This window comes from Micromonospora sp. WMMD723, from assembly GCF_049863385.1.
GTDB lineage: Bacteria > Actinomycetota > Actinomycetes > Mycobacteriales > Micromonosporaceae > Micromonospora > Micromonospora wenchangensis.
Genome location: NZ_JBMKNR010000001.1, coordinates 2,774,739 through 2,789,561 on the forward strand (window position 1 = coordinate 2,774,739; position 14,823 = coordinate 2,789,561).

Annotated in this window: 14 protein-coding genes and 1 tRNA gene; 12 read left to right on the forward strand and 3 right to left on the reverse strand. The window is 71.9% G+C overall.

Features of this window, described 5'->3' with window-relative positions; all coding sequences use genetic code 11:
- Positions 1-3: 3 nt before the first annotated feature.
- Positions 4-963: an acyl-CoA desaturase gene (locus tag ACN261_RS12700; protein ID WP_421485425.1), complete on the reverse strand. Its 960-nt coding sequence runs from the start codon at positions 961-963 to the stop codon at positions 4-6.
- 120 nt (positions 964-1,083) lie between these two features.
- Between ACN261_RS12700 and ACN261_RS12705 the strand changes: the two genes are divergently transcribed.
- From ACN261_RS12705 to cysN, 9 genes are all read left to right on the forward strand, one after another.
- Positions 1,084-1,836, forward strand: coding sequence for a helix-turn-helix domain-containing protein (locus tag ACN261_RS12705; protein WP_421485427.1), 753 nt, complete (start codon positions 1,084-1,086; stop codon positions 1,834-1,836).
- Positions 1,837-1,882: 46 nt separating this feature from the next.
- Positions 1,883-1,954, forward strand: a tRNA-Gln gene (locus tag ACN261_RS12710).
- Between the two features lie 102 nt (positions 1,955-2,056).
- Entirely contained in the window at positions 2,057-3,556 is a 1,500-nt protein-coding gene (gene glmU / locus ACN261_RS12715) for a bifunctional UDP-N-acetylglucosamine diphosphorylase/glucosamine-1-phosphate N-acetyltransferase GlmU (RefSeq protein ID WP_421485428.1), read from the forward strand.
- An 87-nt stretch (positions 3,557-3,643) separates the two neighbouring features.
- Complete coding sequence (locus ACN261_RS12720) at positions 3,644-4,624, forward strand: ribose-phosphate diphosphokinase (RefSeq protein WP_363657353.1); 981 nt, start codon at positions 3,644-3,646, stop codon at positions 4,622-4,624.
- A gap of 302 nt (positions 4,625-4,926) precedes the next feature.
- Positions 4,927-5,616, forward strand: coding sequence for a 50S ribosomal protein L25/general stress protein Ctc (locus ACN261_RS12725; RefSeq protein WP_425850200.1), 690 nt, complete (start codon positions 4,927-4,929; stop codon positions 5,614-5,616).
- A gap of 102 nt (positions 5,617-5,718) precedes the next feature.
- Positions 5,719-6,309 (forward strand): aminoacyl-tRNA hydrolase, encoded by a 591-nt coding sequence (gene pth / locus ACN261_RS12730; RefSeq protein WP_204927404.1) that lies wholly within the window; start codon positions 5,719-5,721, stop codon positions 6,307-6,309.
- A gap of 117 nt (positions 6,310-6,426) precedes the next feature.
- Entirely contained in the window at positions 6,427-7,230 is an 804-nt protein-coding gene (locus ACN261_RS12735; RefSeq protein WP_145922560.1) for a 3'(2'),5'-bisphosphate nucleotidase CysQ, read from the forward strand.
- Positions 7,231-7,308: 78 nt separating this feature from the next.
- Entirely contained in the window at positions 7,309-8,223 is a 915-nt protein-coding gene (gene cysD, locus ACN261_RS12740) for a sulfate adenylyltransferase subunit CysD (RefSeq protein ID WP_281900649.1), read from the forward strand.
- Positions 8,223-9,518 (forward strand): sulfate adenylyltransferase subunit CysN, encoded by a 1,296-nt coding sequence (gene cysN, locus ACN261_RS12745; protein WP_204927406.1) that lies wholly within the window; start codon positions 8,223-8,225, stop codon positions 9,516-9,518. Before cysD ends, cysN begins: the two co-directional genes overlap by 1 nt.
- 192 nt (positions 9,519-9,710) lie before the next feature.
- Here the strand turns inward: cysN and galK are convergent, their stop codons facing one another.
- Together galK and galE are read right to left on the reverse strand one after the other, a co-directional pair.
- Positions 9,711-10,877 (reverse strand): galactokinase, encoded by a 1,167-nt coding sequence (galK, locus tag ACN261_RS12750; RefSeq protein WP_425850203.1) that lies wholly within the window; start codon positions 10,875-10,877, stop codon positions 9,711-9,713.
- Positions 10,874-11,803 (reverse strand): UDP-glucose 4-epimerase GalE, encoded by a 930-nt coding sequence (gene galE / locus ACN261_RS12755; protein ID WP_421486991.1) that lies wholly within the window; start codon positions 11,801-11,803, stop codon positions 10,874-10,876. The genes galK and galE overlap by 4 nt, the downstream gene beginning before the upstream one ends.
- Positions 11,804-12,032: 229 nt before the next feature.
- On the opposite strand from galE, the gene ACN261_RS12760 reads away from it, so the two are divergent.
- From ACN261_RS12760 to ACN261_RS12770, 3 genes are read left to right on the forward strand one after another with little or no spacing between them, the layout of a single operon-like run.
- Entirely contained in the window at positions 12,033-13,088 is a 1,056-nt protein-coding gene (locus tag ACN261_RS12760) for a hemolysin family protein (RefSeq protein ID WP_425850205.1), read from the forward strand.
- Between the two features lie 33 nt (positions 13,089-13,121).
- A complete protein-coding gene (trpS, locus tag ACN261_RS12765) occupies positions 13,122-14,147 on the forward strand; it encodes a tryptophan--tRNA ligase (RefSeq protein WP_421485431.1) in 1,026 nt (341 codons plus the stop codon).
- Between the two features lie 32 nt (positions 14,148-14,179).
- A complete protein-coding gene (locus ACN261_RS12770) occupies positions 14,180-14,749 on the forward strand; it encodes a 2'-5' RNA ligase family protein (protein WP_421486992.1) in 570 nt (189 codons plus the stop codon).
- Positions 14,750-14,823 lie beyond the last annotated feature (74 nt).

A 14,823-nucleotide genomic window follows, 5' to 3' on the forward strand; every position in this document is an offset into this window, starting at 1 on the left:
GGTTCAACGCGGCAGCGGCTCCCGCACCCGCTTCGCCGCCACCCGTTCCGGCCTCGGCCACCGCACGTCGTGCACCGCGCCGGCCCGCTCCAGCAACCAGATCACCCGGGCCGACGGGTCCCACTGCCCACGCAGCACCCCGTGCCGGGCGCTCGTCGGCTCGGCGTGGTGCAGGTTGTGCCAGCTCTCCCCGAACGACAGCAGGGCCAGCGGCCAGAAGTTGGCCGCCCGGTCGCCCGGCCGCATCGCGAACGGACGCTCACCGTAGACGTGGCAGACCGAGTTGATCGCCCAGGTCACGTGGTGCAACAGGGCGATCCGGACCAGCCCGCCCCAGAAGAACGCGCTCAGCGCGCCGGACCACGACCAGGTCAGCAGCCCGCCCATCAGCGCCGGGCCGAGCAGCGAGACGGCCACCAGCAGCGGCGAGAGCCGGTCCACCCGGCGGGTGTCCGGGTCGGCGAGCAGATCCGGCGCGAACCGTTCCCGGTTGGACAGCTCCCGGCCGAACAACCACCCCAGGTGCGCGTGGAACAGCCCCTTGGCCAGGCCCCGCACGCTCTCGCCGTACCGCCAGGGGGAGTGCGGGTCCCCGTCGAGGTCGGCGAAGGCGTGGTGCCGCCGGTGGTCGGCCACCCACTGGATGATCTCGCCCTGCACCGCGAACGACCCGGCGACCGCCAGGGCCACCCGGACCGGGCGGCGGGCCTTGAACGCGCCGTGGGTGAAGTACCTGTGGTAACCCACGGTGATGCCGAGCCCGGACACCACGTACCAGAGGGCCGCGACGAGCACGTCGGTCGGGTGCAGCCAGCCACCCCAGGCCACCGGCACGGCGGCGAGCAGGGCCAGGAACGGCACCACCACGAACGCCCAGAGGGCGATCAGGATGCCCCGCGACTGGGGGCCCTGGGTGAGCGGCTTCGGGCCGGCGGCACCGGCGTCCCGCAGGGTGGTCGACATGGCACCTCGCAGCGGTCGGATACGCCTACGTCACCGTAACCTACGGTCCGGCCACAGTGGAGTGAATAGTGGCGCACGTGAATGAGTCAAGTGTCATACGGGTGTCTTAACCTGCCGGCCATGACCGATCCGACGGCCGCCGAGGTGCGCCGGCTGCGCGACGGTGCGCCCCCGGCCCGCACCCGACGACCCGCCGCGCGTGACGACCTGCGCGCGGCGGCGGTGGCACTGCGCGGCGAGGGCCGCTCGGTCGGCGACATCGCGGCCCGGTTGGGCGTCGCGAAGTCCACCGCCTACCTCTGGGTACGCCACCTCCCCCTCGACCCGGACGAGGAGGTCGCCGCGCGACGGCGGGCGCGGGCCAGGGCGATGAACGACGACCGGTGGGCGACGCACCGCGCGACACGTGACGCCGCGCAGGCCGAGGTGCACAGCCGGATGCGGGAGACGGTGGGGCGACTCGCCGACCGCGAGGTGCTGCTGCTCGGCGCGGCCCTCTACTGGTGCGAGGGCACCAAGTCCAAGCCCTGGCGTCGTCACGACCACGTGCAGTTCGTCAACACCGATGCCGGGCTGCTCCGGCTGTTCCTGCGCTTCCTCGCCGCCTGCGGGGTCGAACGGGACGTGCCCACCTACCGGGTGAGCATCCACGAGTCGGCCGATGCGGCGGCGGCGCAGCGCTGGTGGGCCGAAACCCTGGATCTGCCACCGGACCGGTTCCGGCGGCCCACCCTCAAGCGCCATCAGCCGACGACGCGGCACAACACCGGCGAGAGTTACCACGGCTGCCTCGTGGTCGACGTGCCGAAGAGCCGGGAGTTGTACTGGAAGATCGAGGGTGTCGTCGCGGCACTCACCGGAGCGATCACATAGGGGTGGGGGTCGCCCGGGGGAGGCGCTAAGCTGTCTTGCGTCACATTCGGCCGTGGTGTAATTGGCAACACCCGGGTCTTTGGTACCCGTGTTTCAGGTTCGAACCCTGGCGGCCGAGCCGTCCGTCACCTCCTCCCTGATCGGGGTAAGGGGCGAAGTGTCCCCGCAGTCTGGTTAGCATGGCGGCGAGACTGTCACCTTCCCCGACGGGAGCCCACCCGTGTCCCAGCCCCACCGCCGTACCGTCGTCGTGCTCGCCGCGGGGGAGGGCAAGCGGATGAAGTCGGCGCTGCCCAAGGTGCTGCACCCACTGCTCGGCCGGACGCTGCTCGGTCACGTGCTGGCCGCGGCCGGGCCGTTGCGCGCGGACCGGACGGTGGTGGTGGTCGGGCACGGGGCCGAGCAGGTCCGCGCCCACCTGGCCGAGGTCGCCCCGGACGCCACGGCGGTGCTCCAGGCCGAGCAGCTCGGCACCGGGCACGCCGTACGGATCGCGCTGGACGCGGTGCCGGAGGCCACCGGCACCGTCGTGGTGATCAACGGGGACGTGCCGCTGCTGCGCACCGAGACGGTGGACGCGCTGGTCGCGGCGCACGAGGGTGAGGGCGCGGCGGCCACGGTCCTCGCCGCCGAGGTGCCCGACCCGACCGGCCTGGGCCGGATCGTGCGGGACACCGCCGGCCGGCTGGAGCAGATCGTCGAGGAGCGTGACGCGAGCCCCGCCCAGCGGGCGCTACGGGAGATCAACGCCGGCATCTACGCCTTCGACCTGGCCCGGCTGCGGGCCGCGCTGGGCAAGCTCTCCACCGACAACGACCAGGGCGAGGAGTACCTCACCGACGTCTTCGGGCTGCTCGTCTCGGCCGGCGAGCCGGTGGGGGTGCACGTGGCCGCCGACCACGTCGAGACCCTGGGCTGCAACGACCGGGTGGAGTTGGCCGGGCTGCGCCGGCTGCTGCGCGACCGGGTCAACGAGGCGTGGATGCGGACCGGGGTGACGATCCTGGACCCGGCGACCACCTGGATCGACGTGACCGCCACCGTCGAACGGGACGCGGTGCTCGACCAGAACACCCAGTTGCGGGGGACCACGGTGGTGGGGGCCGAGGCGGTGGTCGGGCCGGACGTCACGTTGATCGACACGGTGGTGGGCCCGGCGGCGACCGTGCTGCGCAGCCACGCCACCGGCGCCGAGGTGGGCGCGGGGGCGAGCGTCGGCCCGTACGCCTACCTGCGGCCGGCGGCGCGGCTGGCCGAGAAGGCGAAGGTGGGCACGTTCGTCGAGGTGAAGAACTCCGAGGTCGGGCCGGGCGCGAAGGTGCCGCACCTGTCGTACGTGGGGGACGCGACGATCGGCGCGAAGGCGAACATCGGCGCGGCGACGATCTTCGTGAACTACGACGGGGTGAACAAGCACCGCACGGTGGTCGGTGACGGTGCGTTCGTCGGCTGTGACACCAACCTGATCGCGCCGGTCGAGGTGGGCGCGGGAGCGTACGTGGCGGCGGGTAGCGCGTTGAGTCAGAACGTGCCGCCGGGGGCGTTGGGGGTGACCCGGGCGCCGCAGCGCAACATCGAGGGGTGGGTGCTGCGTAACCGGCCGGGCACGGTCTCCGCGCGGGCTGCCGAGCAGGCCCGGACGGCCGGTGAGGATGCGTCGGGTGGGCCGGCGTCGGCAAGTGAAGGTGAGGCAATCCACGGGGGTGCCGAGACGGTGTGAGGGTCGCCGTGGTCGGGGCATACTGCAACCGAGCAGCCCCGGCCCACCGCCGCCGGGCACCACCGACCAACGGGAGCAGACGGGCCCATGGGCAGCATCGTCGCCGAAAACCGCAAGAGCCTGATGCTCTTTTCCGGACGTGGCTTTCCGGAGTTGGCCAAGGAGATCGGTGAGGTGCTCGGTGTAGCGCCGACCCCTTCCGACGCGTACGAGTTCGCCAACGGTGAGATCTTCGTACGGTTCCGGGACTCGGTGCGTGGTTCGGACGCCTTCGTGGTGCAGTCCGTCACGCACGGGGTCAACACCTGGGTCATGGAGACCCTGATCATGATCGATGCGCTGAAGCGGGGTTCGGCGAAGCGGATCACCGTGGTCCTGCCGTTCTACCCGTACTCCCGGCAGGACAAGAAGCACCGCGGTCGGGAGCCGATCTCGGCGCGGCTCGTGGCCGACCTGCTCAAGACGGCGGGGGCGAACCGCATCCTCACCGTCGACCTGCACACCGCGCAGATCCAGGGCTTCTTCGACGGCCCGGTGGACCACCTGTTCGCGATGGACATCCTCGCCGAGTACGTGGAGCACAAGTTCGCCGGTCGGCCGATGACGGTGGTGGCGCCGGACTCGGGCCGGGTGCGGGTGGCGGAGCGGTGGACGGACCGCCTCGGTGGTTGTCCGTTGGCGTTCATCCACAAGACCCGCGACCCGTTGAAGCCCAACCAGGTGGTGGCGAACCGGGTGGTCGGTGAGGTCGAGGGCCGGGTCTGCCTGATCGTCGACGACATGATCGACACCGGTGGGACGATCACCAAGGCGGCGGACATCCTCAAGGAGTCCGGTGCGGCGGAGATCGTGGTGGCCTCCACCCACGCCCTGCTGTCCGACCCGGCGACGGAGCGGTTGAAGAACAGCCCGATCACCGAGGTGGTGGTGACGAACACGCTGCCGCTGCCGGCGGAGAAGCAGTTGGACAAGCTCACCGTGCTGTCGATCGCGCCGTTGCTGGCGCGGGCGATCCGGGAGGTCTTCGACGACGGGTCGGTGACCACCCTCTTCGGTGGCCTGAGCTGACGCCCGTCCCGGGGCACGCGCGGGCCGGTCGGGGTGCGACCGGCCCGGCGTCGCCGGGTCCGACGCGCGGGGCGGTAGCGCATGGCGGGGACTGCCGGAAGGCGCGGAAAGACCTCGGGTAGACTGGTGCGGTTGCCACGGCGAGGGTGCCCGGCGGGCCGCTGATCGAGCGCCGCACGGAGGCACCGTCATCGACGCGGTGCTCCGGGCAGTCGTTCATGACGCATGAGCCCCAAGCGAGCCCCTCGCCCCAGCACCGCCAGACGACAAGCCGCCGTAGCGTTAGCATCAGGAGTTTTCCCGTGTCCGAGGTAAAGATCAGCGCCGAGCCCCGTACGGAGTTCGGCAAGGGTGGTGCCCGTCGTACCCGTCGGGCCGGCAAGGTGCCCGCCGTGCTGTACGGTCACGGCGAGAAGCCCAAGCACATCGCGCTCCCGGCGCGGGAGTTCGCCGCCGCGATCCGTAAGGGCGGCGCCAACCAGCTCTTCGCGATCGAGGTCAGTGACGGCACCCAGGTGCTGGCGCTGCCGAAGGCGATCCAGCGTGACCCGATCCGGGACAGCTTCGAGCACGTGGACCTGCTGCTGGTCCGTCGGGGCGAGAAGGTCACCGTCGAGGTCCCGGTCCAGCTGACCGGTGAGGCCGCACGGGACACCCTGATCGTGCACGACCACGACACCCTTTCGGTGACCGCCGACGCCACCAAGGTGCCGGACCACCTGGAGGCGTCGATCGAGGGCCTGGAGGCCGGCAGTCAGGTCACCGCCGCCGACGTCGAGCTGCCCTCGGGTGTCGAACTGGCCGCCGACGCGGAGCAGACGGTCGCCTCGGTGACCGCCGCTCCGACCGCGGAGCAGCTGGAGGCCACCCTGCCGGAGGTCGAGACCCCGGCTGCGGAGGCCGAGGAGGCCGAGGGTGCGGAGTCCGCCGAGGGTGCCGAGGCTCCGGCCGCCGAGGGCGAGGAGAGCACCGAGGCGAAGACCGAGGCCTGACCGGTCGCATCGTTCACGGCAGGCGCTCCCGTCGCGGGGGGCGCCTGCCGGCGTATCGGGGCACGGTCGGCGCGCGCAGACGGCGAGCGGAGGGTACGGGACGTGACGGACGAGACGGGGCCGTGGCTGGTGGTCGGCCTGGGTAATCCGGGTCGGGAGTACGCCGGGAACCGGCACAACGTCGGCTTCATGGTCGCCGAGTTGCTCGCGGTACGGCTGGGTGGGCGGTTCGGGCGCTACAAGCGGGTGGTGGCGGACGTCGCCGAGGGGCGGATCGGTTTCGGTGGGCCGAAGCTGGTGCTGCTCAAGCCGCAGACGTACATGAACCTGTCGGGTGGGCCGGTGGCCGCGCTGGCGCAGTTCCACAAGATCCCGGCCGAACGGGTGATCGCGGTGCACGACGAGCTGGACATCCCGTACGGGCAGTTGCGGGTGAAGCTGGGCGGCGGCGAGGGCGGGCACAACGGTCTGCGGTCGATGTCGAAGTCGCTGGGGACGAAGGACTACGTGCGGGTGCGGTTCGGCATCGGCCGGCCGCCGGGGCGGCAGGATCCGGCGGATTTCGTGCTGTCGGATTTCAGCACCGCGGAGCGCAAGGAGTTGGAGTTTCTGGTGGACCGGGCCGCTGACGTGGTGGAGTCGGTGGTCACCAAGGGGGTCGAGCCGACCCAGAACGCGTACCACGGGGTCTGAGGCGCGGGGGCGTACTCGTGGCGCGCCCGCGTTGGCGGTAGTCTGCGCGTTCTGGCGTGGCGCGACCGCGCGCGGGCCGTGGTAGGCGACGGGAGCGAGTTCGTGGGCAGTCCTCCGATGATCGACGGCGCGTTCGCCCGCTGGTTGGCGGACCGGGCCGGGCAGGCCCTGCTGGAGCTGCGCGCCGAGATGGGGTTCGCGGACGCGGCGGCGTTGAAGTCGGCCGGGGACAAGGTCTCGCACGACCTGATCCGCAGCGAGCTGGCGAAGTGGCGGCCCGGTGACGCGGTCCTCTCCGAGGAGGACGAGGGGTCGCGGCTGGTGGACACCGCGGGTGGGGTGTCCCGGCTGACCGCCGACCGGGTGTGGATCATCGACCCGTTGGACGGCACCCGGGAGTTCTCCGAGGAGGGGCGCGCCGACTGGGCGGTGCACGTGGCGCTCTGGGCGCGTAACGCGCCGACGCCGCACGGTCTGGTGGCGGGGGCGGTGGGGTTGCCGGCACAGCACCGGGTGCTGGGCACGGACTACCCGCCGGCGTACCCGCCGATGACGGTGGAGGCGGCCACGACGGGCGACCGTACGCTGCGGTTGGCGGCGAGCCGGAGCCGGCCGCCGGCGTTCCTGACCGCGCTGGCCGAGGACGTGGGCGCCCAGTTGGTGCCGATGGGTTCGGCGGGGGCGAAGATCGCGGCGGTGGTGACAGGTGACGTGGACGCCTACATCCACGCGGGTGGCCAGTACGAGTGGGACTCGGCGGCGCCGATCGCTGTGGCGACGGCCACCGGACTGCACGCTTCCCGAATCGACGGTTCTGCGCTGAGATACAACGAGGCGGATCCGCGCCTGCCTGACCTGCTGGTCTGCCGCAAGGATCTCGCCAGCCGGTTGCTTGCAGCGCTGCAGAGGCATTCCGGGTAACCTGAGCGCTGTTTTTGATTTGTCCGACCGGAAAGGTCTGGAATCCATGTACGGATCCGCGCCGATCGAGCCCGTGGCATGACCGCCCCCGGCCGCTTCTACCAGGTCTCCCACCTCGACGAGTTGGAGGCGGAGAGCATCTTCGTGATGCGTGAGGTGGTCGCCGAGATGGAGCGGCCGGTGCTGCTCTTCTCCGGCGGCAAGGACTCGATCGTGATGTTGCGGCTGGCGCAGAAGGCGTTCGCCCCGGCCAACATCCCGTTCCCGGTGATGCACGTGGACACCGGGCACAACTTCCCCGAGGTGCTCGACTACCGCGACCAGCGGGTCGCGGAGCTTGGTCTGCACCTCGTGGTGGCGAGCGTGCCCGACGCCCTGGCGGCCGGAACGGTCCGTGAGTCGGGTGACGGGATGCGGAACCGGATCCAGACGCCTGTGTTGTTGGACGCGGTGGAGAAGCACCGGTTCGACGCGTTGTTCGGTGGGGCGCGGCGGGACGAGGAGAAGGCGCGGGCGAAGGAGCGGGTGTTCTCGTTCCGGGACGAGTTCGGGCAGTGGGATCCGAAGAACCAGCGGCCGGAGTTGTGGTCGTTGTACAACGGTCGGCATCATCCGGGTGAGTCGATCCGGGTGTTCCCGTTGTCGAACTGGACCGAGTTGGACATCTGGCACTACATCGCGCGGGAGCGGGTGCCGTTGCCGTCGATCTACTACGCGCACGACCGTGAGGTGATCGAACGCGACGGCATGCTCTACGCCGTCAACGAGTTCTTCCGGCCCCGGGCCGGTGAGCAGCAGTTCAAGGCCCGGGTGCGGTACCGGACGGTGGGCGACGCGTCGTGCACGGCGGCGGTGCGTTCGGACGCCGACACGGTGGAGAAGGTGATCGACGAGGTGGCCGCGACGCGGATCACCGAGCGGGGTGCCACCCGGGGCGACGACCGGGTCAGCGAGGCCGCCATGGAGGACCGCAAGCGGGAGGGCTACTTCTGATGAGCACCGAAACGGTGTCGCCCGAGGTCGAGGCCCGGCCGATGGACCTGTTGCGGTTCGCCACGGCGGGCAGTGTGGACGACGGCAAGTCGACCCTGATCGGTCGGTTGCTGTACGACACGAAGTCGTTGTTCACCGACCAGTTGGCCGCGGTGGAGGCGGTCAGCGCGGCCCGGGGCGACGAGTACACCAACCTGGCGTTGCTCACCGACGGCCTGCGGGCCGAACGGGAACAGGGCATCACCATCGACGTGGCGTACCGGTACTTCGCCACGCCCCGGCGCAAGTTCATCATCGCCGACACCCCCGGGCACACCCAGTACACCCGCAACATGGTGACGGGGGCGTCCACCGCCGATCTGGCGTTGATCCTGGTGGACGCGCGTAAGGGGCTGGTGGAGCAGTCGCGGCGGCACGCGTTCCTGTGCTCGCTGCTGCGGGTGCCGCACCTGGTGCTGTGCGTCAACAAGATGGACCTGGTCGACTTCTCCCAGGAGGTCTTCGAACGCATCGCCGACGAGTTCACCGCCTTCGCGGCCAAGCTCGACGCGCCGGACCTGACGGTGGTGCCGATCTCGGCGCTGCGCGGCGACAACATCGTCACCCGGTCGGAGAACATGCCGTGGTATGACGGGCCGTCGCTGCTGCACCACCTGGAGCGGGTGCACATCGCCTCGGACCGCAACCTGGTCGACGTACGGTTCCCGGTGCAGTACGTGATCCGCCCGCAGTCGACCACGGTCACCGACTACCGGGGCTACGCCGGGCAGGTCGCCTCCGGCGTGCTCAAGCCCGGCGACGAGGTGATGGTCCTGCCCTCGGGGTTCACCAGCCGGATCGCCGCCATCGACACCGCCGACGGCCCCGTCGACGAGGCGTTCCCCCCGATGTCGGTCACCGTCCGCCTCGACGACGAGATCGACATCTCGCGCGGCGACATGATCTGCCGGCCGAACAACGCCCCGACCGTCTCGCAGGACATCGAGGCGATGGTCTGCTGGATGGACGAGACCCGCCCGCTTCAGGTCGGCGGCAAGTACACGATCAAGCACACCACGCGTTCGGCGCGGACGATCGTGCGCGGCCTCTACTACCGCCTCGACGTCAACACGCTGCACCGCGACGAGACGGCCAGCGAGCTGCGGCTCAACGAGATCGGCCGGGTGCGGCTGCGGACCACCGTCCCGCTGTTGGCCGACGAGTACCGGCGTAACCGCACCACGGGCGGCTTCATCATCATCGACGAGGCTACGAACCGCACCGTGGCCGCCGGCATGATCGTCGACACCGCCTGACCCACCTCCCTCCCTTTCTCCTCCCGCCGCCCGGCCTGCCTCGCCCCGTCGGCTCTCGGTGATCAAGAGATTTGCGTCAGGTTTCGCTGGCGGATTGACGCAAACCTCTTGATCACCGGCGCAGGAGCGGGACCCGGGCAGGCCGGACCGGGGCAGGCCGGACCGGGAGCGGACCAGGACCGGGGTGGCGGGTCAGGGGAGGCGGGTGGCGCCGGGGGCGGGGAGAACGGTGAGGGTGTCGGGGGCGGTGAAGCCGCGTTCGGCGTAGGCGGCCCGGACGGCTGCCGCCACCGGTTCCGCAGCCGCCGCCTCGACCAGGGCGAGGACGCAGCCGCCGAAGCCGCCGCCGGTCATCCGGGCGCCGAGCGCGCCGGCCGCGAGTGCCGCCTCGACGGCGGTGTCGACCTCGGGGACGGTGATCGCGAAGTCGTCCCGCATGGAGGCGTGCGACGCGGTCAGCAGTGACCCGATCTCGGCGACCCGGCCGGCGCGCAGCAGGGCGACGGTGTCGAGTACCCGCTGGTTCTCGGTGACCACGTGCCGGACCCGGCGTCGGGTCTCGTCGTCGGGTAGCCGCGCCAGTGCGGCGTCGAGGTCGGCGACCGGCACGTCGCGCAGGGCGGGCACGCCGAGCAGGTCGGCGGCCCGTTCGCAGGCGGCGCGGCGGGAGGCGTACTCGCCGTCGGCGTGCCGGTGCGGCGCACGACTGTCGATCACCAGGATGGCCAGGCCGGCGGCGTCCAGGTCGAACGGGACGTGGTCGACGGACTCGTCCCGGCAGTCGAGGAACAGGGCGTGGCCGGCGCGGCAGCGGATCACCGCCGACTGGTCCATGATGCCTGTCGGCGCACCGACGTAGCCGTTCTCGGCGCGTTGGGCCAGCCGGGGCCGGCGCTCGGCGGGCAGGTCCAGCCCGCCCAGGTCGGCCAGGGCGGCGAGCACCGCCGCCTCCAGGGCCGCCGACGAGGAGAGCCCGGAGCCGAGCGGCACGTCCGAGGCGATGGCCAGCCGGGCACCGGGGACGGCGTACCCGGCCTCGCGCAGGGCCCAGACCACCCCGGCGACGTAGCCGCCCCAGCCGGTGACCCGGCCGGGGGTGTCGGCCTCGGCGGCCCCGAAGTCGACGGGCCGGTCGGCGATCTCCGAGCGGACCGTCCAGTGTTCGCCGGGCTGCGGGTCGGCGGCGACCACGGTACGCAGCGGCAGGGCGAAGGGGAGCACGAATCCGTCGTTGTAGTCGGTGTGCTCGCCGATCAGGTTGACCCGTCCGGGTGCCGCCCAGCGTCCGGCGGGCGTCGCGTCGTACCCGGAGGTGAAGCCGGCGGTGGCGCGGTCGGCGACGTCCGGGCGGCCCGTCACGACTGCTCCAGCACGTGCGCGCGGTAGAACGCCCAGGCGTCGCCGACCATGTCGGTGAGGGTGGGTTTCTCGGGCACCCAGCCCAGTTCCTGGCGGGCCAGCGCCGAGGAGGCGACGAGTTCGGCCGGGTCGCCCTCGCGGCGGGGGGCGGTCTCGACCGGCACCGGGTGGCCGGTGACCTCGCGGACCACGTCGACGACCTGCCGGTTGGTGAAGCCGCTGCCGTTGCCGAGGTTGTAGATGCGGTGCCGGCCGGGCACGGCGGCGGTGAGCGCCAGCAGGTGGGCGCGGGCCAGGTCCGCCACGTGGATGTAGTCGCGCACGCAGGTGCCGTCGACGGTGGGGTAGTCGTCGCCGAAGAGTTGGAGTTTCTCCCGGCGGCCGGCGGCGACGTCGAGGGCGATGGGGATGAGGTGGGTCTCCGGGTCGTGCCGTTCGCCGATGGCGAGGCCGTCGCGCAGGTACGCCCCGGCGACGTTGAAGTAGCGCAGCGACACGGCGGCGAGGTCGTGTGCGGTCGCCTCGGAGGTGAGCACCAGGTCGACGGCGAGCTTGGTGGCGCCGTACGTGTTGGTGGGGGCCTTGACGGCGGTCTCCGGGATCGGCAGCTCGACCGGGTTGCCGTAGACGGCGGCGGTGGAGGAGAAGACCAGGCGCGGCACCCGGGCGGCCCGGACGGCGTCGACCAGGGCGATCGAGCTGACCGTGTTGGCGTGCCAGTAGCGCTCGGGGTGGACCATCGACTCGCCGGCGGCGATCAGCGCGGCGAAGTGCAGCACCCCGTCGAAGCCGGCGTCGGGGGTGAGCACCTGTGCGGCCTCGTGCACGGGCAGCTCGACGTGGGTGGCGTCGGGGGCCAGCGCCGCCCGGTGCCCGGTGCGCAGGTCGTCCAGGACGGTCACCCGGTGGCCGGCGTCGAGCAGCATCCGGGTCACCACGCTGCCGATGTACCCGGCACCGCCGGTGACGAGCAGTTTCACGTCGGTCCTCCTGCCTGGGCCGCGCCCGCTGCGGCCGTTCGTGATCACCCTACGGCCGGGTGCTGTCGCCGCGCTGTGCGTCGCGGGGTCACCCTTATTCCATCATGAACGTTCATGATTGAACAGATCCGCACATTGCCCACCGGTCGGGTCCGCCGGCCCTACCATCACTTCCATGCGGGAAGCGGGTGGTCCCGGGCCCCGGAGACGCGCGCCGGGGCGGAGCCGGCGCGTACCCGGGCCGGTGGCCCGTAGTGTCGCGCGGCTGGTCGTCCGGGCCGCCGACGGTGCGACCCGGCTCGTCACCGACCTGCTCGGGGCCAGCCCCGCCGCCGGCCGGGAACGGATCAGCGAGCACGAGCTGCGCGACCTGGTCGCCGCGAACACCGTCCTCGACCCGGACGAACGGCGGATCATCGACGAGGTGCTGGTCGCCGGGGCCAGCCTGGTGCGCGAGGTGATGATGCCCCGCACCGAGGTGGTCTTCCTCGCCGCCGGGCTGACCCTCGCCGAGGCCGAACGGCTGGTCCGGATCGACCCGCACACCAGGTACCCGGTGGTCGACGGCACCCACGACGACGTGGTCGGCTTCGTGCACCTGCGGGACGTGCTGCTCCGCCCCGATTTGGACCCGGCGACGACGGTGGGCCGGCTGAGCCGGGAGGTCAAGCGGCTGCCCGGCAGCAAGCGGGTGCTCGCCGCGCTGACCGAGATGCGCCGCGAGGGCCACCACCTCGCCGTGGTGGTCGACGAGTACGGCGGCACCGCCGGCATCGTGACCTGCGAGGATCTGATCGAGGAACTGGTCGGGGAGATCCACGACGAGTACGCCGGCCCACCCGAGCCGGCGTCGGCGGGCCTGCCCGCCGTGGTCGACGGTCGGCTCAACCTGGCCGACTTCGCCGAGCGGACCGGGGTGCCGCTGCCCGCCGGCCCCTACGAGACGGTCGGCGGGTACGTGATGGCGGCGCTCGGCCGGCTCCCGGTGGCCGGTGACGAGGTGCCGGTCACCCCGGGAGACGAGCCGTCCCCGGCCGACGGGTGGCTGTTGCGGGTGCTCGCCCTCGACGGGCGTCGGGTGTCCCGGGTCGCGGTGTCCGCCGCCCGCCTGCCGGAGCCGCGCCGGGAGGCCGCCGCTGCCGCGGTACCGGCCGACGTCGCGCAGGCGTCGGTACGCGAGGTCACCGCCCCGGCCCGACCGGCGGCGAGTCGACCCGCCGGCCCGTCATGACGGACGCCCGGGGTTGCTGACAGAATTGCCGGCATGTCCGACGCTCCCGCCCGCCCCCGCGTCTTCTCCGGCATCCAGCCGACGGCCGACTCGTTCCACCTCGGCAACTACCTGGGCGCGGTGCGGCACTGGGTGGCGTTGCAGGACACCCACGAGGCGTTCTACTGCGTGGTCGACCTGCACGCGATCACCGCCGGGCACGATCCGGCGGTGCTGCGCCAACGCACCCGGGTGGCCGCCGCGCAGCTCCTCGCGGTCGGCATCGACCCGGAGCGCAGCGCCCTGTTCGTCCAGTCGCAGGTGCCCGAGCACGCGCAGTTGGCGTGGGTGCTGGGCTGCATCACCGGGTTCGGTGAGGCGAGCCGGATGACCCAGTTCAAGGACAAGTCGCAGAAGCAGGGCAGTGACCGCTCCAGCGTCGGCCTGTTCACGTACCCGATCCTCCAGGCCGCCGACATCCTGCTCTACCAGGCCGACGCGGTGCCGGTCGGCGAGGACCAGCGGCAGCACCTGGAGCTCTCCCGGGATCTGGCCCAGCGGTTCAACTCGCTGTTCGGGCCGACCTTCACGGTGCCCGCTCCGCACATCGTGAAGGACACTGCCAAGATCACCGACCTCCAGGAGCCGACGGCGAAGATGTCGAAGTCGTCGTCCTCCCCGGCCGGCATCATCGACCTGCTGGAGGACCCGGCCCGCTCGGCCAAGAAGATCCGCTCGGCGGTCACCGACACCGGCCGGGAGATCGTCTTCGACACCGAGACCAAGCCCGGGGTGTCCAACCTGCTCACGATCCACTCCGCCCTGTCCGGCCGGAGCATCGACGACCTGGTGGCGGCGTACGCGGGCCGGGGCTACGGCGATCTCAAGAAGGAGCTGGGCGAGGTGGTCCGCGAGTTCGTCACCCCGATCCAGGAACGCACCCGGGCCTACCTCGACGACCCCGCGCAGCTCGACAAGCTGCTCGCCGTCGGGGTGGAGAAGGCCCGCGCGGTGACCGTGCCGACGCTGCGCACAGCGTACGAGCGGGTCGGGTTCCTGGCCTCGGCCCCCGTGGCGTAACGGTGGGCGGGTCGGCGGTACGGGTCGAGACGATGGCCGGAGGGGTGGCGCGGAGCGTGGATCGCAGCGACGGGATACCGGTGGCCGGCGACACCATCCAGATCGGGATCGCGGTGGACATCCCGGAGCCGTGGGGTGGGCTGCTGACCCGACGCCGGATGCAGACGGGTGACCCGCAGGTCGTCCCCGCGCACGTGACCCTGCTCGGCCCGACCGAGATCCCCCTGGCCGCGTTGGAGCCGGTCGAGGCGCACCTGGCGCAGGTGGCCGCCGCCCACCTGCCGTTCACCCTGCACCTGCGGGGCACCGGCACGTTCCGGCCGGTGACCCAGGTGGTCTTCGTCGCCGTCGCGGCCGGGATCAGCGAGTGCGAGCTGCTCGCCGCCGCTATCAGCGCCGCCCCGCACCTGCACCGGGAGCTGCGCTTCCCGTACCACCCGCACGTCACGGTGGCGCAGGACGTCGCCCCGGAGGCGTTGGACCGGGCGTACGAGGATCTCGCCGACTTCTCGGCGGTGTTCGAGGTGGAGGGCTTCACCCTCTTCTCGCACAGCGGCGCGACCCGGTGGCAGCCGCGCCGGGACTTCCGGCTCGGCGGCTGACCCGTCCCGTGGTCGGGCGAGGGGCCCCCGGTGCGGCACCTCACCCGCCGGTGGCACGCTGGTGGCCGGCACCC